20 protein-coding genes and 2 pseudogenes are annotated in these 25,156 nt (G+C 35.1%); 16 read left to right on the top strand and 6 right to left on the bottom strand.

Features of this window, described 5'->3' with window-relative positions:
• The first annotated feature begins 25 nt into the window (after nt 1–25).
• The 6 genes from BCR21_RS04295 to BCR21_RS04270 all read left to right on the top strand — a co-directional run bounded on the left by BCR21_RS04295 (nt 26) and on the right by BCR21_RS04270 (nt 11,260).
• Entirely contained in the window at nt 26–2,674 is a 2,649-nt protein-coding gene (locus BCR21_RS04295) for a hypothetical protein (protein WP_139125583.1), read from the top strand.
• A gap of 397 nt (nt 2,675–3,071) precedes the next feature.
• Nucleotides 3,072–5,816, top strand: coding sequence for a hypothetical protein (locus BCR21_RS04290; RefSeq protein WP_069645257.1), 2,745 nt, complete (start codon nt 3,072–3,074; stop codon nt 5,814–5,816).
• A 303-nt stretch (nt 5,817–6,119) separates the two neighbouring features.
• Nucleotides 6,120–7,565 carry a PTS mannitol transporter subunit IIBC gene (locus BCR21_RS04285; protein ID WP_069645256.1) on the top strand — a complete coding sequence of 482 codons (1,446 nt, stop codon included), beginning with the start codon at nt 6,120–6,122 and terminating at the stop codon, nt 7,563–7,565.
• Between the two features lie 29 nt (nt 7,566–7,594).
• The gene (locus BCR21_RS04280) at nt 7,595–9,676 is read left to right on the top strand and encodes a BglG family transcription antiterminator (protein ID WP_069645255.1); all 2,082 of its coding nucleotides are present in this window, start codon (nt 7,595–7,597) and stop codon (nt 9,674–9,676) included.
• A 1-nt stretch (nt 9,677) separates the two neighbouring features.
• Entirely contained in the window at nt 9,678–10,112 is a 435-nt protein-coding gene (locus BCR21_RS04275) for a PTS mannitol transporter subunit IIA (protein ID WP_069645254.1), read from the top strand.
• A complete protein-coding gene (locus BCR21_RS04270; protein ID WP_069645253.1) occupies nt 10,109–11,260 on the top strand; it encodes a mannitol-1-phosphate 5-dehydrogenase in 1,152 nt (383 codons plus the stop codon). The genes BCR21_RS04275 and BCR21_RS04270 overlap by 4 nt, the downstream gene beginning before the upstream one ends.
• Before the next feature lie 53 nt (nt 11,261–11,313).
• Here the strand turns inward: BCR21_RS04270 and BCR21_RS04265 are convergent, their stop codons facing one another.
• Together BCR21_RS04265 and BCR21_RS04260 are read right to left on the bottom strand one after the other, a co-directional pair.
• Complete coding sequence (locus BCR21_RS04265; protein ID WP_069645252.1) at nt 11,314–12,501, bottom strand: toxic anion resistance protein; 1,188 nt, start codon at nt 12,499–12,501, stop codon at nt 11,314–11,316.
• 114 nt (nt 12,502–12,615) lie between these two features.
• On the bottom strand, nt 12,616–13,281 hold the full coding sequence (locus tag BCR21_RS04260) for a 5-bromo-4-chloroindolyl phosphate hydrolysis family protein (RefSeq protein ID WP_069645251.1): 666 nt from the start codon (nt 13,279–13,281) through the stop codon (nt 12,616–12,618).
• Between the two features lie 274 nt (nt 13,282–13,555).
• On the opposite strand from BCR21_RS04260, the gene BCR21_RS04255 reads away from it, so the two are divergent.
• The 6 genes from BCR21_RS04255 to BCR21_RS04230 all read left to right on the top strand — a co-directional run bounded on the left by BCR21_RS04255 (nt 13,556) and on the right by BCR21_RS04230 (nt 17,965).
• A complete protein-coding gene (locus BCR21_RS04255) occupies nt 13,556–14,236 on the top strand; it encodes a hypothetical protein (RefSeq protein ID WP_069645250.1) in 681 nt (226 codons plus the stop codon).
• 306 nt (nt 14,237–14,542) lie between these two features.
• Nucleotides 14,543–15,124, top strand: a complete 582-nt coding sequence (locus BCR21_RS04250; protein WP_069645249.1) for an NUDIX domain-containing protein — start codon at nt 14,543–14,545, stop codon at nt 15,122–15,124.
• Nucleotides 15,124–15,420 (top strand): cell wall synthase accessory phosphoprotein MacP, encoded by a 297-nt coding sequence (macP, locus tag BCR21_RS04245; protein WP_069645248.1) that lies wholly within the window; start codon nt 15,124–15,126, stop codon nt 15,418–15,420. Before BCR21_RS04250 ends, macP begins: the two co-directional genes overlap by 1 nt.
• Before the next feature lie 16 nt (nt 15,421–15,436).
• Entirely contained in the window at nt 15,437–16,129 is a 693-nt protein-coding gene (locus BCR21_RS04240) for a 5'-methylthioadenosine/adenosylhomocysteine nucleosidase (protein WP_069645247.1), read from the top strand.
• Nucleotides 16,130–16,159: 30 nt separating this feature from the next.
• Nucleotides 16,160–16,708 carry a cysteine hydrolase family protein gene (locus tag BCR21_RS04235; RefSeq protein WP_069645246.1) on the top strand — a complete coding sequence of 183 codons (549 nt, stop codon included), beginning with the start codon at nt 16,160–16,162 and terminating at the stop codon, nt 16,706–16,708.
• 156 nt (nt 16,709–16,864) lie between these two features.
• Nucleotides 16,865–17,965 (top strand): low temperature requirement protein A, encoded by a 1,101-nt coding sequence (locus BCR21_RS04230; protein WP_069645245.1) that lies wholly within the window; start codon nt 16,865–16,867, stop codon nt 17,963–17,965.
• 45 nt (nt 17,966–18,010) lie between these two features.
• Here BCR21_RS04230 and BCR21_RS04225 read toward each other — a convergent pair whose 3' ends face one another.
• The 4 genes from BCR21_RS04225 to BCR21_RS04210 are packed head-to-tail and all read right to left on the bottom strand — an operon-like array spanning nt 18,011 to nt 19,921.
• Entirely contained in the window at nt 18,011–18,484 is a 474-nt protein-coding gene (locus tag BCR21_RS04225) for a GNAT family N-acetyltransferase (RefSeq protein WP_069645244.1), read from the bottom strand.
• On the bottom strand, nt 18,475–18,750 hold the full coding sequence (locus BCR21_RS04220; protein ID WP_069645243.1) for a GIY-YIG nuclease family protein: 276 nt from the start codon (nt 18,748–18,750) through the stop codon (nt 18,475–18,477). The genes BCR21_RS04225 and BCR21_RS04220 overlap by 10 nt, the downstream gene beginning before the upstream one ends.
• Nucleotides 18,740–19,474 (bottom strand): tRNA1(Val) (adenine(37)-N6)-methyltransferase, encoded by a 735-nt coding sequence (locus tag BCR21_RS04215; protein ID WP_069645242.1) that lies wholly within the window; start codon nt 19,472–19,474, stop codon nt 18,740–18,742. The genes BCR21_RS04220 and BCR21_RS04215 overlap by 11 nt, the downstream gene beginning before the upstream one ends.
• Before the next feature lie 30 nt (nt 19,475–19,504).
• Nucleotides 19,505–19,921, bottom strand: a complete 417-nt coding sequence (locus BCR21_RS04210) for a GNAT family N-acetyltransferase (RefSeq protein WP_069645241.1) — start codon at nt 19,919–19,921, stop codon at nt 19,505–19,507.
• Between the two features lie 168 nt (nt 19,922–20,089).
• Here BCR21_RS04210 and BCR21_RS04205 point away from each other — a divergent pair, with 168 nt between their 5' ends.
• The 4 genes and pseudogenes from BCR21_RS04205 to BCR21_RS17380 form a co-directional block, all read left to right on the top strand.
• Entirely contained in the window at nt 20,090–20,710 is a 621-nt protein-coding gene (locus BCR21_RS04205; RefSeq protein WP_010760710.1) for a lysophospholipid acyltransferase family protein, read from the top strand.
• Nucleotides 20,711–20,869: 159 nt separating this feature from the next.
• Nucleotides 20,870–22,009 (top strand): exonuclease SbcCD subunit D, encoded by a 1,140-nt coding sequence (locus BCR21_RS04200; RefSeq protein WP_069645240.1) that lies wholly within the window; start codon nt 20,870–20,872, stop codon nt 22,007–22,009.
• A pseudogene (locus BCR21_RS17385) lies at nt 21,966–22,601 on the top strand (AAA family ATPase); the annotation flags it as partial. The gene BCR21_RS04200 and the pseudogene BCR21_RS17385, both read left to right, overlap by 44 nt.
• Before the next feature lie 2,040 nt (nt 22,602–24,641).
• Nucleotides 24,642–25,154: pseudogene (locus tag BCR21_RS17380) on the top strand (SbcC/MukB-like Walker B domain-containing protein); the annotation flags it as partial.
• Between the last annotated feature and the right edge of the window lie 2 nt (nt 25,155–25,156).

The following is a 25,156-nucleotide window of genomic DNA, read 5'->3' as shown; positions in this document are numbered from 1 at the left end:
AACTGAGACAAAGAATGAAAAAAATGTGAAATCAATTGCTGATGAGGAATGGCAACTGATCACTCATTATGAATTTTCTAAGGTTCGACTTGGCGTAAGTCAGTCTCTTGCATTTACCTTTGGTGGGAAACGAGACGCTATTGAAAAGAACCCGTTTATCACTGATTTAGAATCAATTCCACTTAGGGGGGATGGATTTGGTGCACAGAATGCAACTGACGCATGGGATATGTTGTCGCTTCCAACTTTCTATTTTATAGATGAGAGTAAAGACGATTCAGTTATACCTACGGTTTTTGATAGTATGTTTGGAGAAGGTGGTTTTGAAGAGGGGCGTCCATGGACTAGCCAGAGTTTAGCGCTTATAATTAAAGGGTCTAAGTTTCAAGGACAATTTGGTTTTGATGAGCAGAAAATTAACCATTTCCAACAATATAGAAAAGTTGGTAGTAAGGGTAGCTACGCGTTAAAAAATGTTTATGAAATTGAAAATCCAGCTTCAACTTGGAATCCTGCTTATCGTCTTTTAGTGACACAAATAATGGAGTATTCCGAAAAAGACAATCTTGTATGGGTTACGTATGAGTATCAAAATTTATCAAAAGACACTTTAAAAGATGTTGCTTTTGGTTCGGTACTTGACACCTACTTGGATCAAAATGATAGCGTAAGTGTTTTTTATTTAGGAAAAAAACGCGGCTTGTATATTGAATCTGGAGACTATAGACTAGATTTTCGATTTGATGTAACCAATGGCATGGACAATTGGGTAGGTAGTGAATATAATGGTATATTTATTGAGAATTTCCCTTCAGTCGACTCTACTGGTCAAGAAACAAATGATGAAAGTACGGCAGCAGAAGGAATGCTTGCAGCTAAAATAAAAGATGATTCTGCAATGGCGTTTAAAACGCAACCAGTTACTTTAAAAACTGGAGAATCTAAGAAAGCAGCGTACGGAGTTTCGGTTACTGCTGTAGCACTAGTACCAGAAATAACTTTAGATACTAAAGATGGTACTTATTACGGTGGTAATCATGCAGTTAGCGGAACATGGAAAGATATAGACAGTGAATCTGGGGACATTTATGCAGTAATAAATAATAAAGAACCGATCAAACTTAATGATGAAGGGTTGTTAAACAAGCCTAAAAATGATGTCCACAAGTGGTCTTTAGATATACCAGAAGCACAATTGTCAGGCACTGAGGAAAATAAAATTGTCATATATATGGTAGACAGTGATAATAATCGCTCGAAAGAAAAAACATTTACCTTGCAGTATAATCGAAAACCAATTTTAACTTTAGTTGAAACGACAGGGGAAATTGACGGGACTAGTGCCTTTAATGGAACACTTAAATGGAGTGATGAAGATACAGATGAGTTATCTATCTATTATTCTGTTGATGGTGGAACAAAACAATTGCTAAATAAGGTGACTAACACTAACAAAGGAATCGAACAAACATTGTCTTATGAAATTCCTAGTTCAGCATTAAAAGGAACAAAACCGAATTATAAAGTAGAATTTTGGATAGAAGATAATGACAAAACCTCTGATCTTAAAGAATTAAATTTAACTAAAACCAATCAACCAATCATTCAAACTGATTTTTCTGTTGAAAAAAATGAAATAATTGAGAGTGAAAGCAACTCATATACAGCAACGATCAAAAATACTGCGGATGAACCATCTGATTGGTCTGATGTCATCCATGAGACAGCTGCTTTTCCAGAAAATGTAGTTGTAGACAAAACAACAGTAAAATTGAATGGGGTACTGGTTCCAACAGAGAAAATTACCTTTGACACAGATAGGAAATTAAAAATAGCACTTGATAAAATAACGCCAAAAGAAGAATTGATTTTAACGTATACAGTCACTTCATTGGAGGCTAAACCAGCGGTAACAGGAACAGTTACTGTTACGCAATCATATAGTATCAAAGGAACATCAGTGAACAAACCAGTCGAAAAAACATCGAACATACAAACATTTATGATTAGATCACAAGAATTACAAATTAATATTCAGTTTTTAGAAGACAAAACGAATGAAAAAATACCATCTCTTGAACCAATTACTAAAAAAGGAAAATCGGGAGAAAAAATAGACATTCCTTTAGAAAAGATCAATGGGTATGATTTTTCTAAGGTCGTTGTAGATGGTGTTGAACGTTCTCTAGTAGGAGACATTTTAACGGTAGAGTTTGGTAAAGATAAAGAAGTCATTTTTTACTACTTTGGTACGTTAAAAATCAAATCATCACCTTCTCTATTTGATTTTGGTATACAAACAGGAAACGTCAATGGAATGAAGGTGGATAAACCAGATATAAGTGGTTCTCCTTTAGTGATTACAGACACTCGTTCAACAAAACAGAAATGGGCACTGAAAGCAAAATTTTCTGAACCGTTAAAGAGTCTTGAAAATGAAAAAATAATCATGACAGATATCATCAAATATAGAAATTCAGCTGAAAAAGTTACATTGTCAGATGGAGATAATGTTATTTTTACGCCAGAAAATGCAAATTTAGGTGAATACAATATTTCAAAAGATTATTGGAGTAAAGGGGAAGGATTTTTGATGGATTTCCCGGCAGGATCTATTAAATCATTAGGAAAGTACCATGCTCAAATTACTATCACTTTGGAAAATGCGAAGTAGTCAGTAAAAAAAGATTAATTAGAATAAATTCAGGCTTGTTATCAGATACATTGATAACAAGCCGTTTTTTTATTTAGTATACTGAAATCAGATTAAAATTATCTACATTAAATTGATTATCTGTTACATAAAAATAATAGGAACTAGTATAGCCTGAGTTCTTTTTTATCCTGTTTGTCACCATAAATTTAAAAAATTTTTTGTCTCAATTATAAAACTTAAGTAAAATCATTCAAAGCACAAAGGACTTTTATACAAAATGTTATTAAAGGTATAGAATTTCTCTTTTTTTCATAAAATACTTTTTTTTGGGTAAATATTGAAAGATAATCCCCTAGATGAAGATGAAAAAATACATTAAACTATTAAAGAAATGCCGAAAGGGGATATTCATAACATGAGGAAGGTAAAAAATAGAAAAAAGCAGTTTTTTCTTTTGTGTTTATTGTTAATCATTGGCGGAATTTATGCTAATTTTAGTGTGTCACAAATAAAAGCTGAAAAAAACAATAGTACTAAGAATGTGAAACCGGTTGTCGCTGATGAATGGGAACCTATCACGAATTACGAATTTTCTAAAATTCGATTTGGTGCGGATCAGTTCCTTGCCTTTAGTTTTGGTGGGCAAATGGATTCCATAAATAAGAATCCAGCTATTAATTTTGGTGATCTTTCAACTCAAGAAACAGGACAGTTGATAATTCCAACTTTTTATTATTTAGACAAAGACAAAACCTCTGGTGAAGACAAAATTGTCCCTACAATATATGATATTGAAGATGAAGGGATGTTTGAGAACGGTCGTCCATGGAGCAGTTCAGGTTTTGTTGTTATAGATGGTGACGGAGATTTTAGCGGAGAAGCTTTTAGTTCTGGCCCCCAAAATTTTAAGTCAGTCAAGCAATATAGGAAAGCAGGTCAGAAAGGTAGCTACTCGTTAAAGAATGTTTTTGAAATAATAAATGAAGATTATGGACCTAAGTATCATCTTTTAGTAACGCAAATAATGGAGTATTCAGAAAAAGATAATCTTGTGTTGGTTACATATGAGTATCAAAATTTGTCAAATGAGACGATAACAGATTATGCTTTTGGTTTAGAAATAGATACAGTAGTAGGTAAAGATGATGATGTCGATATTTTTTATATTGGAAAAAAACGTGGCTTGTACATTGATAATGGTAGTTATAGATTAGATTATCGATTTGATGTACCAAATGGGATGGCCAATTGGGTCGGTGGTTACTACATTGGCGGAAGTATGATGATGGCTTCTTTTGATTCGTCTCATTCTGTTGGTCAAGAGCAAGGAGATGAAGATACAGCGGCTGAAGGAATGTTAGCAGCTGAGGTACATGAAGATTCAGGTTTGGCTTTCAAAACAAGACCTGTTACTTTAAAACCAGGCGAATCTACGAAAGCAGCGTACGGAGTTTCGGTTACTGCTGTAGCACTAGTACCAGAAATAACTTTAGATAACAAAGACGCTACTTATTACGGAGGTAATTATACAGTTAGCGGAACATGGAAAGATATAGACAGTGAATCTGGAGACTTTTATGCAGTAATAAATGATAAAGAACCAATCAAACTTAATGATAAAGGGTTGTTAAATGATCCTAAAAATGATGTCCACAAGTGGTCTCTAGATATACCAGAGGCACAATTATCAGGCACTGAGGAAAATAAAATTGTCATATATATGGTAGACAGTGATAATAATCGCTCTAAAGAAAAAATATTTACCTTGCAGTATAACCGAAAACCAATTTTGAATTTAGTTGAAACGACAGGAGAAATTGACGGGACTAATCCCTTTAATGGAACACTTAAATGGAGTGATGAAGATACAGATGAGTTATCTATCTATTATTCTGTGGATGGTGGAACAAAACAATTGTTAAGTAAGGTGACCAATACTAACAAAGGAATCGAACAAACATTGTCTTATGAAATTCCTAGCTCAGCATTAAAAGGAACAAAATCGAATTATAAAGTAGAATTTTGGATAGAAGATAATGACAAAACCTCTGATATTAAAGAATTAAATTTAACTAAAAACAATCAACCAATCATTCAAACTGATTTTTCTGTTGAAAAAAATGAGATATTTGAAAATCAAAGCAACTCATATACAGCAACGATCAAAAATACTGCAGATGAACCATCTGATTGGTCTAATGTTGTCTATGAAACAGCTGCTTTTCCTGAGAATGTAGTTGTAGACAAAACAACAGTAAAATTAAATGGGGTACTGATTCCAACAGAGAAGATTACCTTCGACACAGATAAAAAATTAAAAATAACACTTGATAAAATAACGCCAAAAGAAGAAATGATTTTAACGTATACAGTCAATTCATTGGAGGCTGAACCACCGATAACTGGAATAGTTACTGTTACGCAATCATACAGTATCAAAGGAACATCAATGAATAAACCAGTTGAAAAAACATCGAACATACAAACATTTACGATTAAACCACAAGAACCAGAAATTAATATTCAGTTTTTAGAAGAACAAACGAATAAAAAATTACCACATGAATCGATTACCAAAAAAGGGAAAATGCGAGAAAAAATAGATATTCCGTTAGAAAAGATCAATGGGTATGATTTTTCTAAAGTTGTTGTAGATGGTGTTGAACGTCCTCTAGTAGGAGACGTTTTAACGGTAGAGTTTGGTAAAGATAAAGAAGTCATTTTTTACTACTTTGGTACACTAAAAATCCAATCATCGCCGTCTCTTTTTGATTTTGGTTTGCAAACTGGAGAGGTCAATGGAATGAAATTGGACAAACCAGATATAAGTGGTTCTCCTTTAGTGATTACAGACACTCGTTCAACAAAGCAGAAATGGGCACTAAAAGCAAAACTTTCTGAACCGTTAAAGAGTCTTGAAAATGAAAAAATAATCATGACAGATATTATCAAATATAGAAATTCAACTGAAGAAGTCACATTGTCAGATGGAGATAATATTATTTTTACACCAGAAAATACAAATTTAGGTGAATACAATATTTCAAAAGATTATTGGAGTAAAGGGGAAGGATTTTTGATGGACTTCCCGGCAGGATCTATTAAATCATTAGGAAAGTACCATGCTCAAATTACTATCACATTGGAAAATGCGAAGTAAAATACAAATTAGAATAAATTCAGATTCTTTATCAAATTATATTGATAAAGAATCTGAATTTTTTTATTTAGTTGCAGAGCTCATCTCGCTACTTTAAACGAACAAATTCAAAAGAATGATCTGATATAAATGATTCATTCTTTGAGTTTTGTCCCAAAGAGTTGGACAAAACTACGCTTTCATCTTCTTGTAACCTTATAAGTGAGCGTTTACAATATAGAAACAAGGAAAGTAATGTTTAAATGGTCTGCGCAGATGAAAATATCTAACTCTTTTCTTGTTTTAAGATGAAGGAGGAAAAAAATGGAACAAACACAAGGTAATATAAAAGTGAAAGTTCAGCAATTTGGAAGTTTTCTTAGTGGAATGATTATGCCGAACATTGGAGCGTTTATTGCTTGGGGGATTTTAACAGCTTTATTTATCCCAACAGGCTGGTTTCCTAATGAACAATTAAATGAAATAACAGGACCAACAATTACTTATTTGTTGCCGATCCTTATTGGTTTTACTGGTGGACGATTAATCTATGATATTCGTGGTGGAGTCGTTGGCGCAATGGTCACAATGGGCGTGATCACAGGAGCTAATATTCCAATGTTTCTTGGTGCAATGATTGTTGGTCCTGCTGGGGCATATTGTATTAAAAAATTTGATGAAGTAATTGATGGCAAGATTAAGCCTGGTTTTGAAATGTTAGTAAATAACTTCTCTTCCGGTATTTTAGCATCGATCTTAGCGATTATCGCTTTCTTGATCGTTGGTCCAGCTGTTGAAGGTTTGAATACTATTTTGGCAACAGGTGTTGGATTTCTAGTGGAGAATTCATTGCTGCCTTTAGCGAGTATTTTCGTTGAGCCGGCAAAAGTATTGTTTTTGAATAATGCAATTAATCACGGTGTGATAAGCCCAATTGCAATTGAACAGGCTGCAGAAACAGGACGCTCTGTTTTGTTTCTATTGGAATCAAATCCTGGACCTGGTCTGGGTATTTTGTTAGCTTACACGATCTTTGGGCGAGGCAGCGCTAAACAAACAGCTCCTGGCGCAATGATCATTCATTTTTTTGGTGGCATTCATGAAATTTATTTCCCATATATTTTAATGAAACCAATTTTGATTCTTTCAGCAATAGGTGGAGGAATGGCTGGTGTAATGACATTTTCACTATTTAATGCCGGGTTGGTAGCTCCGGCTTCTCCAGGAAGTATTTTTGCTATTTTGGCAATGACACCTCGCGATAGTTATCTGGGTGTATTCGCAGGAATTAGTGTAGCAACAGCCGTTTCATTTGCAATTTCTGCTGTAGTTTTAAAAACATCTAAAGTAAATGATACAACAATCGAAGCAGCTTCTGAAAAAGCTAGCGCACTAAAAGGTCCTAAAACCGCAACCTCACCTATTCAAACAAGCTTCACAACAACTGAAAAGATGAGTGATACAGCAGAAATACTAGCAAACACAAAAAAAATTATTTTTGCTTGTGATGCTGGAATGGGGTCAAGTGCGATGGGAGCCTCCGTTTTGCGAAACAAAGTTAAAAAAGCAGGTTTATCAATCGAAGTAGTCAACTCTGCTATATCACAACTTCCTAACGATGCTGATATTGTTGTGACCCATAAGGATTTAACAACAAGGGCAAAAGAAAAAATACCTACGGCTTATCATGTATCAGTTGATAATTTTTTAAGTAGTGATAAATATGATGAATTAGTTGAAAAATTATCAACAGTTCAAACATCTGTTTAAATAATGCATTTTTTTGAGAGGGGATTTCTATGTATCTTTCAGCACGAGCTCGATTAATCATGGAACAACTGTTGACCAATAGTCGACCAGTTTTTATTAACGAATTAGCAGAAGATTTAAGTGTTAGTGTGCGAACCATTCGGCGTGATTTAAAAGAAGTTGAAGAGACATTAGCTTCTTATCAGCTTGAATTGATGAAAGAACATGGAATTTTGACATTATCAGGTCTTGATTCAGACAAACAACGTTTTCGCTGGCAATTGATGGATTTATCTTATAATGAATATAGTCCTGAAGAGCGTCAGCAGAAAATTTTAAAAGAGTTACTAAAAGAAGAAGGATTAAAACTGGTTGGATTAGCAAATGATCTAAATGTAACGATATCAACGATCAGTAAGGATCTTACTAAAATAGAAGAACGATTGCCTAATACAATTAGAATTGAGCGGAGAAGAGGCTTAGGAGTGTGTCTACTAGCCAATGAGGTTCAAAAAAGGAGCTTGATGAGTGAGCTTTTCGCTCAACAATTTCCAGATTATCAATTACTAAATTTTTTTCAAGAAAAATCTCGTGATAGTGCAACCAGTGATTGGGTAGAAGGCCGATTATTAGATTTAGTGAGTGAAGTAGTATTAAAAAAAGTTGAAGGTAATGTTAAGCGTTGGCGTAACAGTAACTTTGAGGCAATAAGTGATGAAGCGTATGCAAACTTAATTGTGCATATTACGATTTCAGTGGAGCGAATGATCGCAGGAAATTTTATTCAAACTTATGAGACCAGAGATGAAATGATGAGCTATCCAGAATTTCCTGTAGCTCAAAAAATACTTGCTGATATTTTAGAGATGGAGCCAGAGTTTGTTCCAAAAGGCGAGTCGGCTTATGTTACAACTCATATTAGGGCTGTGAAAACAACTGAAAGTAGAAGTCATTTCATGGAGAATGAAGAATTAGAAGTGCTGCTTTTAGTTAATAAATTAATTAAAAGCGTCGAATATGAGTTACAACAGGAATTACCAAAGGAGCTTTTGACAAAAGGATTGATAGCTCATTTACGACCAACATTGAGACGGTTACAACAGGGAATGAGAATTTTTAACCCACTGATTAACTCAATCAAGCAAAATTATGCTGATTTATTTAAAGTCGTTAGGCAAGCATTTGATCAAGTTTACCAAGAAAAGCCAGTACCGGATGAAGAAATTGGTTATTTGGTTTTGCATTTTGGTGCAGTACTTTTGCAGTTGGAAAGTGAAAATTGTTTTTCTGGATTAGTTGTGTGTGCAAGCGGTATCGGTACTTCAAGAATGTTAGTTACGCGATTGCGACAACGAATTCCACAACTAAAAAAACTTGAAACGGTCTCTTTATTTGAGTTAGGAAGAAAAAAAGCAGCGGGCAATTACAATGTTATCATTTCTACGATTGATCTAGGTCAAGTGGATTTTGATTATTTCTTAGTTTCACCTATTTTGACTGAAAGAGAACTTTCCCAAATTAGTATTTTTTTAAAAAGTTTACACAGTGGATATCACAAAAAAATTGCACAAGAAGAACAAGCCGTACAGCTAACGTTATTTGAAGCAACTCATTTTTTAGAGCAACAACAAATTTTCACTTCAATCGGTTTAGCACTATTAAAAAACTTCGGCTATTTCAAATTAAATGAAAAATTAGGAACGATGGAAGATACGATTCGAGTCATTTGTACTCAGCTTTTAGAAAAAGTACCAAGCATAGATGTTGAAGCACTAGTCAGAACTTTTTTATACGATGGAAATTGGAAAGCTTTCGGTATCCCAGAGACAAAAATTGGAATGTTTCATGCTCGTAATGAATCGATCCAAGAACCAATTTTCCAATTATTCTCATTGGAACAGCCAATTTCTATTGAAACGATGGACCATACAAAAATGCCAATCGATCGAATTGTTTTGTTGTTGGTTCCAGAAAAATTTTCACAAGAAGGTTTAGAAGTTATCAGTTACATCAGTACACTTTTTGTCGACAGTCAACAGATGATCCAACATTTGGAGAATGGAGCAAACGAAGAGGTCACTTCTTACTTTGTTCAAAAATTATTAACTTATATAGAATCGAGGGGAAAATAAAATGATTACATTAAAAAAAGAAGATATTGTTTTAAACCAAAGTTTTTCCAATAAAAAAAATGCAATTGAAGCGGCAGGTAAACTTTTATCAGATCAAGGTTATGTGGAGAAAGAATATATCAAAAAAATGATTGAACGAGATCAATTGACTACAACTTATATTGGTAATATGGTCGCGATCCCTCATGGAACCGATGATTCCAAACAGCTGATTAACCAATCAGGGATCGTTATTTTACAAATCCCAGAAGGCGTGGATTTTGACGGTAATGAAGTGAAATTGATTATTGGCATTGCAGGTTTAGGCGATGCACACTTAGAGCTATTGTCCCAAATCGCTCTAGTATGTTCTGAAATTCAGAGTGTAGAACAATTAATAGCTGCTGAATCGGAAGCCAAGATCATCGAGCTGTTTAAAGAAGAGGTGACAGCATGAAAAAAATTGCTGTACATTTCGGTGCCGGTAATATAGGTCGTGGGTTTATTGGCTGGTTATTGGTTCAAGCAGGATATGAAGTGATTTTTGCCGACGTGAATGAAAAAATTGTGTCAGAAATCAACAATCAAGGACAATATGACGTGATTTTAGCAAATGCTGAGCAAGAGCGTTTTACCGTTAAAGGAATCAAAGCTGTCAACAGCATTACTGAAACTGAAAAATTAGCGAAATATATCAGTGAAGCAGAAATTATTACGACAGCAGTAGGTCCAACAATTTTACCTAGATTAGCAGAAGTTCTTGCCAAAGGTATTGAATTAAGAGCGGACTCAGATCGCTATTTAACTGTAATTGCTTGTGAAAATATGATTGGCGGGTCTGAAATTCTTCAATCAGCAGTTCTACCGTTATTAACGACTGCAGCAAGAGGCTATATTAGTGAGTTTGTCGCCTTTCCTAATTCAGCAGTTGATCGAATCGTACCAAATCAAAATCATGACAATCCACTAACTGTAACAGTTGAGCCATTTTATGAATGGGTGGTAGAGGAACCACTGAATCAAAAAAATGCACCGAACATTTCTGGGTTAAACTATGTCCCTGATTTAACGCCTTATATCGAGCGCAAGTTATTTACCGTAAATACAGGACATGCAGTGACAGCCTATTTTGGTCATATGAGGAATATAGAGTCGATCGAAGATGCGATCCATAACGAAAAAGTTCTTTTTATTGTACGTAGTGCATTAGAAGAAACAGGTGCGTTATTGGAGAAAAAATTTCAATTTTCCCATCAAGAACACCAAGCTTATATCGATAAAATCATTGAGCGGTTTAAAAATCCCTATGTTTCAGATTATGTGACCCGTGTCGGTCGATCCCCCATTAGAAAGATAGGAGAGAACGATCGCTTCATTCAGCCTGCTAGACAATTTGTTGAAGCGTTTAATGAGACACCAAAAGCATTAGCAATTGCGATTGCCGCTGCAATGAAGTTTAAGGAACCAACGGATGCAGAAGCTTGCGCACTGCAAAATGCTATTAAAGAACAAGGTTTAGATAAAGCAATCGAAAAATTCACAGGCTTAAAACCGTATACTAAACTCTTTGAAAAAATAAAGACTTCGTATCATGAATTAGTATAAAAAAGACTTAATCAAGCAAAATCTGCTTGATTAAGTCTTTTTGACAGTCTATATTATTGCGTCAGTTCCAATAATTTGCTCTTTAAGTCTTCCTCCATATGACCTAACTCGATTTCAGCAGCACGACGTTTTTCTTTACCTTCTTGCTGGATTCGTAAGGTTTCTTGGATTGTCTCAACTAAGTCATTTTGAGTTTTTTGTAATGTGTCGATATCAACGATTCCACGTTCGTTTTCTTTAGCTGTCTCGATTGCGGAAATTTTAAGCATCTCAGAATTTTTCTTCAAGAGATCATTCGTTGTTTCAGATACTTGGCGTTGTGCTGTAACAGCATCTTTTTGACGTAATAGGGTTAATGCAATCACTACTTGATTTTTCCAAAGTGGGATAGCAGTATTGATCGATGCTTGAATTTTTTCTGCTAAAGCCTGATTGGTATTTTGGATCAAACGGATTTGTGGTGCTTGTTGGATCGTGATTTGGCGTGCTAAACGTAAATCATGCGTTCGTTTGTCTAAACGGTCCAAGAATTGTGTATAATCATTGGCGATTTGAACATCCATTTGGTCACCAGATTCTTCAGCTTTTTTCATAGCTTCTGGAATGATGGTCGTTTGTAACTCTTCCATTTTCAACTCACCAGCTGCAATGTAAATATTCAATGCATCAAAATAGTCTTTGTTTTTATTATACAGTTGATCCAACATCAAATTATCTTTCAAGAGACCATTTTTTTCATGATCCAATTTGATAGAAATTTTATCGATTTGAGCACCGATTTTTTGGTATTTTGCAGTGATTTCAAAAACAGATTGTTTCACTTTTCCAAGCATTTTTGAGAAGAAATTACCTTCACCTGCTCTAAGTTGATCAGGATTAGCCTCGCTTAAGCGGAACATCAAATCGGTTAAAGAATCACCGACAGGTCCAATGTCTTGGGCCTGCACATGATTTAGCATCGATTGTGAAAATTCACTTAATTTTGTCTGTGCTGCAGAGCCGTATGTGATCACAGCTTGTGAGTCTTGAACGTCAATTTTTGAAGCAAGCTCTCTTGCTTGCGCTTGTCTGTCAGCAGGTAATTTATCGACTAAACGATCAGCAACTTGCTTGTCTTGTAGCGCAGAAATTTCACTTTGTTGAGTTGTTGTTAATGAATCAATAGGTGTTGAAAACGGATTATTTAATAAATCATCCAGTGTATCATTAACTGGGATTATGTCCTTTGGGTTATTTTCCATTATGATTCCTCCTAAATTTAAAAGCGTAGCGGACTCGTTAAGCCCTGACAGAAAAAAAGGAAGATATGTTTGTGTTGCTTTTGCAACAGGCATATTCTATTTTTTTTCGAGGGGCTATTCCTGATTATTGATACTTTCATTATCTCTTTTTAAGCTATTTTTAGCAACGGATATCTCAACATCTAGATCTTCTAAATCCTCAGCTACAAACTGTTCGTAGTCTTTTTTGATCAATTTAGAAACTTGATCGATGATTTGAGCACTTTCTTCCAATTTTTCGTATGTTTGTTTATTTTTGATCTCATGGTCATCTATTTCTAAATATTTACCTGTTAGATCAACTAGATTAGGTAAGTGAGTATAAAGAAAGTGGTTCGCTAAGTGTAACTTCTTTGGATCCTTGACTAATTCTTTAAATAAAGCTTTTGATACTCGTAAGGTATCGTTACGTAAGTCGATTGCTCTTAATTTAGTAGAGGCATTCATATTTTCTTGTAACTGAACGATTTGTTTTTTAGTCGTGTTCATTGTGTCTCGGAAAAAGTCAATTTCTTGATCAGTCATACCGAGTGTTTCATAGTGTTCTTCTTTAGTCTTTGTAAGATTAGGTAATTGCTCTTCTTTTCTGCCTGTCTTTTTCTTTGATCCGGTGAAAATTAGAACGATAAGAATCAAGAGTACCACCGCCACCGCTGGTATATGGATACCAGTAATAAAACGTAGAACGATGCCTGCTAAAATTAAATAAGCAATTATTTGAATAAATTTTCCTTTTCTCATTTATATTCCCTCCAATCAGTTATTCCTCGAAAGTTACTATCCTTCGCTATATAAGCTATTTTAGCACATTCTACTCCAGAAAGAATATCAGTCCAAAGGTTGATTTTGATATTTAGGGAAAATGTAAGAAATGACAAGAGAAAATGGCTTTTTTTACTACTTTAGATGTAGAAGGAATGAAACTGTTCACAAAAAAGTCAAAAAGAAATATAAGAAAAATATGGAAACGTGAGGTATAATAGTAGATAATGATTAGGATAAAAGGAGAAACATTGTGAAAAAATTTAAAATCATTACTATACTATTAGTGGGATTAGTGATCTCAGGCTGTTCTGGACGTAAAGTTGTGGAAGAAGAAGACGATGACGTTTATATAGAAGAAACAAGTTCTAGTGTAGAAGAATCAAGTTCTTATGGTGATGATGACATATTTTATGAACCTAGAGATACATCTGCAACGAGTGAATCGGTGGCTGAAAACAAATCAGCAACTGAAGAAACCAAAGATGAATCTAAAGGGAAGATAGAAGTAATCAAGACAAAAAATGGTAACTTCAAAGTAGAGCTTACAGAGGGGTGGCAGTCGGTTGAGGCAAAGGAATTAAGTGATAATGCCGATATTAGTCTAAAAAATGCTTCAAATGATGAATATTATATGGTTCTAAGTGAAGCTAAAAAAGATTTTGACAGTTTTGACGCTTTCAAAAACTCTGTTGATTTGTCAGATTTAGGCGAAAGAACGGATGAAAAGAAAGATTCAGTCAAATACAATGAGTTAAAAGGTGAGCGCCGTACATTTACTGCAAGTAAAGATGGTGTGGACGTTTACTATACTTATGATTTGATGGAAAGTAAAGATCATTATTTACAATGCATCAGCTGGACATTAGCTGATAAAAAAGACAGCAACAAAGCTGATTTGATCAAAATCATGAACTCTTTAGCTGAATTATAAAAATAATTGGATATAGTAACACAAAATGAAGTTATTTAAGTATAAAAAGGTGAAGTTAAAACTAGAGTGATCTAGTTTAGCTTCATCTTTTTATGTTATTGCGGGATGAGGCTGTTCCAATTTTTATTTACTGGTATAATTAGATGAGACGAAAAGTCGATTGAAATGTTTAATTTAATGTTAATAAATAGAGGTTATATCCTAAAAATAGCTAATTAAAGCGAAGTTGGGATTCACAAAAAGAACGATAAGTGATAAAATTTCAAAATTAAGGTATTATATCCATAGAAAGATTGGTGAACTTGCATGATGAATTTTGAAGAGTTTGAAGAAAAGACGATTTCCAGAAAAGAGATATTTAAAGGACATATTATCGATGTTGTTTTGGACGAAGTGCGATTGCCAAATGGAGTGACGAGTACACGGGAGTTAGTTTTTCATCCGGGAGCAGTTGCGGTTATTCCAATCACAGAAGATAATAAGCTGATTATGGTGAAACAATTTAGAAAACCAATGGAAAAAGTTCTTTTAGAAATTCCTGCTGGGAAAATTGATCCTGGCGAACAAGATCGTCCAAAGGAAACAGCAGAAAGAGAATTAGAAGAGGAAACAGGCTTTCGAGCAAATAAGTTCACCTTTGTAACATCTATGTATGTTTCTCCTGGATTTGCTGACGAGCTGCTTCATATTTATTATGCCGAAGACTTAGAAAAAGTTCCTAATCCCCGTCCTCAAGATGATGACGAAGTTTTAGAATTATATACATTAACATTAGAGGAAGCAAAAGCAGAAATTGCCAGTGGACTAATTTGTGATGCAAAAACGATTTTTGCCGTGCAGTACTGGGAACTGCAGCAACTAAAAAGGCTGCTGAAGGAGGATAAATAATGAGTAAAGGTCCGCTGGTCACTCGGACAGAATTACGGAGACGAAAAGAAGAAGCTGACAAAGAAGCCCAAAAACTATTTGAGCAAGAGCAAAAAGAAGCTGATAAAGAGTACCGTAAAAAAGAAAAAGAAATCGCTAGTTTTTATCGAAAAGAACACAAGAAGCAAAAAGAAATTACTAAATCACGATCAAATGAGCAAACAAAAATCCGCGAACGCAGCAGTACGTTAACGAAAGCGATCATTGTTGTGGCGATTTTGTTGGCCATTGTAATATTTATAGTATTGAATTTATAGAGAAGAGGAAAGCACTATGAAAATTGGAATTATCGGCGCTATGGATCAAGAAGTAAAAATTTTGAAAGAAGCTTTATCTGATACTCGATCTTGGGAAAGAGCAGGAGCAGTATTCGTGTCAGGTTCTTTGGGACGTCATGAAGTGATTGTAGTCCGTTCTGGGATAGGTAAAGTATTATCTGCGGTTACAACGACTTTGCTGATTCATCAATATGGTGTAAATATGGTGATCAACACAGGGTCAGCAGGCGGTATTGGTCAAGGTTTATCCGTTGGGGATTTAGTGATAGCAGATAAGCTAGCTTATTTTGACGTAGACGTTACTGGATTTGGCTATCAACCTGGACAATTGCCTGGGATGCCTTTGTATTATGAATCAAGTGATTATTTAAAAATTGAAATGAAAAAAGCTGCTGAGAAATCAGGAATGTCCATTCATCATGGTTTGATTGTAACAGGAGATTCTTTTGTGAACGATCAGAAAAAAGTGAAAGAAATCATTACTGAATTTCCAGAAGCATTGGCTTGTGAAATGGAAGGTGCGGCAATTGCTCAAGCAGCGGCACAATTTAATATTCCATTTTTAGTAGTTAGAGCAATCAGTGATACAGCAGATCATGAAGCCACTCAGACCTTTGATGAATTTATTGAAAAAGCAGGAGAAAAATCTGCACAAATGGTGATTAGCTTTGTAGAGCAACTAGTTTAACCTGTCCTACTTTTAAATGGAGGTTTTAGAATGAGAGCATTGATTTCGATCGATTACACGAATGACTTTGTAGCAACAGATGGTGCTTTAACTACTGGTAGTGCAGGCCAAGCAATTGAAAAACCTTTGGCTGAGGTGACGAAAATGTTTACTGAAAATGAAGACTTTGTAGTTTATGCTATTGACCGTCATGAACAAAATGATCCTTATCATCCGGAGAATGGCTTGTTTCCACCTCATAATATCGCTGGCACAACTGGACGAAATCTTTACGGAGAACTTGCAGAGGTTTACGAAGAAAGCCGTGAAAAAGCAACTGTTTATTGGATCGATAAGCGTCATTATTCAGCTTTTAGTGGGACGGATTTAGATATTCGCCTTCGTGAAAGAGGAATCACAGAGGTTCATTTAGTGGGTGTTTGTACGGATATTTGCGTGTTGCATACAGCGGTAGATGCTTATAATTTAGGCTATAAAATCGTCATTCATAAAAATGCGGTTGCTAGCTTTGATCCAGTCGGACATGAATGGGCGTTAAATCATTTTAAGCAAACCTTAGGAGCAGAGATAATTGAATGATTGAAAGAGAAGCAAAACTATTCTTAGTTTTGCTTCTCTTTTTTATTTTGTGACAAATAATAGCAATAGGGGTCACTATTTTTGTATTAAATGGATGATCAAGACTATAATAAAAAAGAACAATAATAACTATTAAATCTGAATGGAAGTGATCGAATGCAGGTGCTAAAAAAAGAGGTTTCCGAATTCGAACTGTTTTATGATTTGATTTTTGCCTATGCGATCAGTCGTATTGCATCGATTTTATTTGTTGGTGCAGATCAAGTCTTATCTTTCAAAAGTCTTGGCGAATTTCTAATGTTGACACTTGTTTTTTGGACGATTTGGACGTATCAAACGGTCTTTGCTAATCGCTTCTCGATTAAGAACAAGACAAGTGCATTATTTTTATTTTTTGATATGTTCTGGGTGATTATTTTAGCTCAATCGATCAATGTTGACTTTGAGAAGACACATTTTACTTTCGCAGGAGCAACCTCTATTTTGTTTTTCAGTATTGCATTACAGTATTATTTGAAAATGAGAAGTACGGAAGATTCTGTTGTGAAGAAGTTATGTTCTCAATTAGCAATTGTTTTGTGCGCAAGTGGAGTGATTGGTTTTATTACGATTGTACCGTGGGGAGCTTATTCTGTTCGGTTTAGTGTGTATGCGCTTGCTATTGTCATTACAGCATTTTTCCCGATTGTTATGAAAAAAGCGTTGGAAGACTTTCCCACGAATTTTGGACATTTAACGGAACGTTATAATCTATTTACGCTATTATTATTTGGTGAAGCCGTGATTGCAGTTGCGAATACGATTATTTTTAACGAAATAAGTATTGGTAGCGTTTTATTCTTTCTATTAGTTGTGGTGATGTTTTTATTTTACAACGCAGTATACAAATCAGGGATCGATCGGCAAAAGGCAACGGCGGGTTTGGTTTTGATTCATGCTCATTATTTTATTTTCGTTGGACTTGGGATATCGATCGTTTTGTATGAAAACTATGTAGAAGGTGGAATCAACCCGCTTTTCTTTACGCTATGTTTGGCTGCTAGTTTGATATTTTTCTTAGGTGGAACGATTGTTAATATGATCATTTATACAAAAAATAAACATAATTATCTTCCTTTTATTAGCAAAAGTGTTTTATATTTTGTAGCATGGATCGTGGTAAGCTTGCTATTACAAGATTTTATGGCACCATTTTTAATTGTTAATATTGTCTTTCTATTATTTTTACTGTATAAGGTCAAACAAGAACTTAAGTAGACAATGAAAATAAAATCCTCAGTCGAAATAACGGCTGAGGATTTTTTATACCCTTTTCTCCATACGTAAATATCCATTTTCATCTTCAGTCTGTTCATTATTCTTTATTTGATAGCCTAGACGTAAATAAAATTTTTTCGCTGTTCTAGAAGCAGGAATCTCGATTCGTTTTGCTCGGAGATAGAACGCATCATGTTCGATATGGTTCATGATAGCCGAACCGATTCCTTGTCCATGAAATTCCGGTTGCACAAATAAGCTCAAAATAATGCTCTCTGTTTGGCTATCCCAAAATGGGCAAATGGTTCCTGTACCAATTACCTCGCCAGCTGATTCTGCTACATAGGTATGAGCGTAGGCTGCTTGTTCAATAATTTTTTCAGAAGTGTATTCTGCAGCTAACTGTTTCATTTGTTCAATTGGATAATCTTTGCTGTTTATTTCTAAAAAGTTTCTTTTCAAAAGGTGAGCGATTTGTGGTGCATCAGTAGAAAGAAAAGGTCGGATGATCAGTTGCATTCAGTTGCTCCTTTCTCTTTTAAATAAGCAATTTTATGTTTTCTTGTTAGTTTTTTAAATGCATATTCTGCTTTAGTAGCGTCGCTGCGGCTCCTGAATTTTTCAATATGAATCATTTTCGCTGGCAGTCGTGAGGGCAGTCGTGTATATTTTGCTCCGGTACCGCTGTTATGCTCTTTTAAACGGCGCTCAGGATCTGTTGTATAACCGCCATAAAATGTATCATCTTTACAATGAAGTACATAAAAATAGTGATCAGTCTCCATATAGCATCGCCTTCATTTCTGGTAAGTAGTTATTTTGTTCGTCATACGTGAATAATGGTGGTAAAACGCGAAAACCGTCTTTTTTTCCTTGTTTGATTCCCTCGATCAATAAGGTGTTTGCTTCTTTTCCAACTTTAGGATAAACAAATCGAACTCGTTTAGGGGCAATATTTGCTGATTCCATTGCATGCAGTATATCTAAAAAACGGTCGGGACGATGAACCATTGCTAGACGACCATTTGTTTTTAAAAGTTTTGCCGATACCTCGATTACTTCTGTCAGTGTTGTATGGATCTCGTGACGGGCAATCGCTAGGTGAGGATTCGGATTTTTTTGACTTGTGGGTAGTTCTTTGAAATAGGGAGGATTACATAGAACTAAATCGACTGAGTCTGGTTTGACAACGGTTGTCGCTTTTTTTAAATCCAATTCTAGCATTGTCATCTGTTCTTCTAACTGATTGAGTTGAATACTTCTTTTTCCCATATCAGCTAGACGCTCTTGTAACTCGATTTGTGTTATTTTAGCTTTTGTTTTACGACTGGCAAATAAACCAATTGCTCCGTTTCCAGCACAAAGATCAACGATCGTACCGTTTTTAGGGAATACAGGGAAATTTGCTAGTAAAACAGCATCTATTGAAAAAGAAAAAACTTCTTTGCTTTGAATGATTTGGATATCATCAGCAAATAACTGATCGATTCTCTCACCTGGTAGTAACATGTTTAACTCATTCCTTTATCTTTTTTCGTTTTAAATTCGTTTAACTAAATAATATTTAGTAGTACCAATAAAAGGTGTGTCAGCAAGCTGCCCAAACACTTGGTAGCCGTAATTTTCATAGAATGTTTTTGCTTGATAGTCTTGGGTATTGATTGTTATAAGGCTAGAACCTGATTCGACAGCAAATGCCTCCGCTTTTTTGAGTAGCTGTGCGCCGTAGCCTTTGCCGCGATAATTTTTATTGATTGCTAACAAAGAAATATGGGTCGCATTCATCCATTTATTCGCTGTGATACCACCGATATAAAGATCCTTGTCATATAAAGCGAGAGAAAAAGGTTGATTTGTTTCAGCGGGAATACTTTTTTCTTCTTCCTGATTTTCAGAAAGTAGTTTGATCAGTTTGGCTTCATTTTCTTTTTGATTCAGTGATTTATAGTCAATCATCAGTTTAACCCCCAGTTTTTTTGAATTATATCGTAAAGCTCTTTGATGGAACAGATGATATCCTTATATTATACTACAATTAAGATTAGAAGAAACCTGTGAAAAAGACTTGTCAAAAGCATCAATTTTCGGCATACTTATAGCTAGTGAAAAGAAAGGAAGAAAAACATGTTTTTTACATTTATGCGTGGCGTTGTCCGGGTTGTTTTATTTATTATCAACGGCAATGCGCACTATGAAAAGAAAGACCGTATTCCTCAAAATGAAAATTATATTTTAGTTGCACCTCATAGAACTTGGTGGGAGCCGTTGTATTTAGCTGTGGGTGGATCACCGAAAAAGTTTAGTTTTATGGCAAAAAAAGAACTATTTAAGAATCCTTTTCTAAGTTTTATTTTAAAGCATGCAAATGCCTTTCCTGTAGATCGGGAAAAACCTGGTCCAAGTGCAATCAAAACACCCGTGAAAACATTAAAGAATACTGATTTAAGCTTGGTGATGTTTCCAAGTGGAACGCGTCATTCTTCTGAGTTAAAAGGCGGCGTAGCACTGATTGCAAAAATGGCCAAAGTTAAAATCGTTCCAGCTGTGTATCAAGGGCCTTTGACGTTGAAAGATTTATTTAAACGTCGTCGTGTGACTGTTCGTTTTGGTGAACCAATCGATGTTAGTGACATTCCAAAAATGGATAAAGAGGGCATTGCTGAGGTTGAACGAAGAATGCAGGCAACTTTTGACAGTTTAGATCAAGAAATTGATCCTAATTTTAAATATGAAGTGAAGGAATAACAGCGAAATTTGTGTTTTGATCCTTTCGAGCTTGGGAATGACTCTAAGAGTTATATTTCAAGCTTTTTTTTTAGTTTAAAAAATTCTATACGTTTGAACCATATATTTCTCCGTAAATTTGGTATAATAGTAAGAAGGACTTTTTTAGGTGGTGGGAAAATGCGTTTTTTACATACAGCAGATTGGCATATTGGCAAGAAATTACATGGCTACGATTTATTAGAAGAGCAGGCAGATGCATTCCAACAGATTCTAAAGATCGCTAAAGAAGAAAAAGTGGATGCAATAGTCGTTGCAGGTGATCTATATGATCGCTCAGTTCCTTCCGTTGAAGCAATCGAAGTCTTCAATCGAATGATCGTAGAAATGAATTTACAAGAAAAATTTCCAGTGTTGGCAATTTCGGGAAATCATGACAGCAGTACCCGTTTAGAAACGGGAGGGCCGTGGTTTGTCCAGTCAGATTTTCATTTGAATACTCGTTTGGATCAGGCGTTTGAACCTGTGGAAATGGGGAACACACAATTTTTTCTATTGCCTTATTTTGAACCGATTTCTGCTCGGCTATATTTTGATAATGAAGAAATCCGGACAATTGAACATGGAATGAAAGAAGTCGTTACAGCGATGGAGAAAAAATTCAAACCTGATATGGCACATGTTTTAGTCAGTCATTTTTTTGTAGCTGGCAGTGAAAAGTCTGATTCGGAAACAAAATTGATGGTCGGCGGCTTGGATACAGTACCGTTATCGTTACTGGAGTCTTTCGACTATGTCGCGTTAGGTCACTTACACGGGAAAAATGCGTTGCAGGCCGAAAATGCACGATATAGTGGGTCACCATTAAAATTTTCACTATCTGAAATGAACCAGAAAAAAGGGGTTTGGATCGTTGATACTGAGGTTGATGAAACAAGATTTGAATTTAAAGAAATCACACCGCTAAGGGACGTCGTACAAATCGAAGGCAGTTTTAAAGATCTGACTGCACAAGCGTTTTATGAGTCGATCGATCGTGAAAATTATTTACATATTCAATTGACAGATCGTGCTGTAATTCCTAACATGATGAATCAGCTACGACAAATTTATCCAAGAGTGATCGGTGTCGAACGTTTATTTGGAAGAGAAGAACAACAGAAAAATAATGAAACAAAAAAAGAAATCAAAACCTTAGCACCTACTGAATTAGTAGATCAATTTTTTTCAGAAGTAACGGGAGAAGAGATGACCCCTCAACAACAGGTTTGGATCAATGACAATTTATCAGCGCTTCATCAAGCAGAAAGAGGGAAATAAGTTGAAACCATTAACACTAACATTAAAAAACTTTGGACCTTATATTGCTGAAACGATTGACTTTAATAAGTTTGAAGACTCGTCACTATTTTTGATCAGTGGTAAGACGGGTTCAGGGAAGACCACGATTTTTGATGGGATGAGCTATGCTTTATTTGGTGAAAGCTCCGGAAAGTTACGACAAGGCAAAGAAATGCGTTCGACTTTTGCTGATCCATCGGAGCCAACAGAGGTTCATTTGGCTTTTTCTCATGGGGACTATTTTTATGATATTACTAGAAAACCAGAACAAGAACTTTATAAAAAACGCGGAGATGGGACTCGTACTCAAAGTGCTAAGATCTCGTTGATCGTCAAAGATTCTTCTGGAAAAGAGCTAAGAGAATATACGAAACGCCGAGAAGTTGATAGCTTTATTCAAGAACTGCTGCATTTGGATGCTACGCAATTTGCTCAGATCGTTCTTTTGCCGCAAGGAGAATTTAGAACCTTTTTGATTGCAAATAGTAACGATAAAGAAAAAGTGCTACGAAATTTATTTGGTACGCAGTTGTATCAGACGTTAAACGAGCAGTTAAAAACACAATTGAAGTCAGTCAATAAGGGAATTGAAGCGACGCAACAAATGATTCAAGCAAAATTGGATCAACTTTATTGGCAAGAACAATTACTAGAAGAATTGTCCGTAGAGCAGCAATTAGCCGCATTAGATCAACAGCAAGAATTGATGATCAAGCAACAAGCTGCAGAAAAATCGGAATTAATGATTTTACAGAAACAAAAGCAGAGCAAAGAGCAAGAAAAATTCGCTTTAGAAGAACTAGCCAATGAATTTCTAAAACAAAGTCAGCTTAAAAGTCAAAAAGAAGAATTAGATCAAGCGACTGAGATGATTGAGAAATTAAGAACAGAAGAACAACAACTTCAATGGGTAAAAAATCATCAAGGACTGATTGAGAAAATCGATGAAAAAACCAAACTGATTTCAACCTACGAACAAGAGCTGAAAGAAAATAAAATAGAACAGGTAACACAGCAGCAACTGATCCAACGATGGGAAAATGCGCAAAAAGAAAATTTAGATCAAGAAGCTGAAATAAATAAAATCAAAGAAAAAGTCACACAGTTACAATTCCAAATTCCGTTATATGAAGAGAAAGAAAAAGTATCAAACACAATCAAAAAAAATTCTATAGAACTAGAAACAATAATGGGCAAGTTGACTAAAATAAAAGAAATACAAATCAAAGCTGAACAAGAGTATCAAAAAGAACTCGCTGTCATAGAAAAGCAGGTTCAAATTGAAAAAGAACAGTTGGAATTAGAACGTCATCAAGCACAATGGCAGATTTTTTTAGAAAGTTGGGAAAATCAGAAGCAACTTGAAGTGAAAAAAATCGCGATCAAGGAACAGCTGAATAATAAGAATACAGAACTCAAGCAAGCAGTGGTTGAGAAAGAGACGATTTACCAACAAGTTGCAGAACAAAAAAGCCAATGGGCAAAAATGCAGATCAGCCGTTTAAGCTTGTTTTTAGTGGAAGGTGAACCTTGTCCAGTTTGCGGTTCAGTGGAGCATCCAAATCAAAATGAACATCAAGAGTTTTCATTAGAGGAAATTCAAGCTATAGAAAATCAGCTCAATCATATCGAGCAAACGGCACAAAAACAAGAAGCAACGGTTGCAAAACTACAAGCCCAAGTAAGCCAAACGAAGATTACTGAACAAGAATTACAAAAAGAGTTAGACTTGCAAAATAGCAAAGTGCAATCACTTCTTGAACAATTACAAGAAAAACAAATCGTCACTCTAACTGAACCTTTGACCTTAGACGGGATCGAACAAACTACAAGCAATTTTCAGGCTTTATCGGTTAAACTTGAAGATGAGTTAGAACGAATCGAAACGGCTAAAAATAAAATCATTGAATCAGAAAAAACAGTGAAAGAGCAACAGGATAAAGTGTCTGAAAAAGAAAAAATCGTCACTGAAAAACAGCAAGAACAAGCAGCGAATCAAACAAAATTAAAAATAATTTCAGAACAATTGAGCGCTGAAAACCTTACTTTAATCGAAATAAAAAATGATAAACAACAACTAGAACAACAAATAATGCAATGGGAAACACAAAAACAAGAAATAGACGAACAATTAGGAAAACTAAAAGAAAATCGATTGTTGTTAAAAAATAGTGAAGAACATCTTGCAAAAGAACAGGCTGCAAATTTAGCTGAAAAAGTATCGTTGGAAAAACAATTTTCTGCAGTCTTAAAAGAATCAAGGTTTGAACTAGACGAAAAAATAGTTCGTGTTTTATTAAGAGAAGTCCCTAAATTAGAAGCAATCAAAGAAGAATTGACTGCTTTTGATAAGAAAAAAGATCAATTGACGTTCCAATTAACGGAATTAGAACAAAAGCTTGAAAATAAGGAAAAGCCTGAAATAACAAGCTTGCTTGAGGAAATTGAAACATTGACCGTTTCACTTCAAGCAAAAGAAGCAAATTATTATCAACAGCAGGAAAAAATTCAAGCCAATGAAAAGATTCAAAAACAAGTCAAAGAATTGATTGTTTCAGTTGAACAGCAGTGGGAAGAAGTAACAGCTTTACACCAATTGGCAGCAACCGTCAATGGCGATAATCCAAGAAAAACTAGTTTGGAAAGGTATGTCCTACAAACGTATTTGGAAGAAGTTTTAAAAGTAGCCAATCAACGTTTAAGTTTATTGACGAATAATCGTTATCAATTTGAATTAAACCAAGATTCAGGGAGTTATAAAAATCAAACGGGTCTTGAAATCAATGTGTATGATGATAATGCAGGAAGCACACGTAGTGCTCATACATTATCTGGCGGTGAAAGTTTTATTGCGGCACTAGCTTTAGCCTTGTCTTTAGCTGAAGTGATTCAAGAACAGGCCGGTGGTGTTTTAATTGAAGCTTTATTCATTGATGAAGGATTTGGTTCTTTAGATGAAGAAGCCCTAGAAATGGCAATGGAGGCGTTAGAAACAATCGAAAATGAAGGAAGAATGATCGGTATTATCAGCCATGTAAGTGAATTAAAAGCAAGGATTCCACAGCAATTACAAATCAAAACAAATGGAAATGGTCAAAGTCAAGTGACCTATCAAACGGCTTAAAC

Source organism: Enterococcus ureasiticus (genome assembly GCF_001730285.1).
In the GTDB taxonomy this organism is placed as follows: domain Bacteria; phylum Bacillota; class Bacilli; order Lactobacillales; family Enterococcaceae; genus Enterococcus_L; species Enterococcus_L ureasiticus.
The sequence above is the reverse complement of the archived record's forward strand: the minus strand, read 5'-3'. Positions and strand labels throughout refer to the sequence as shown.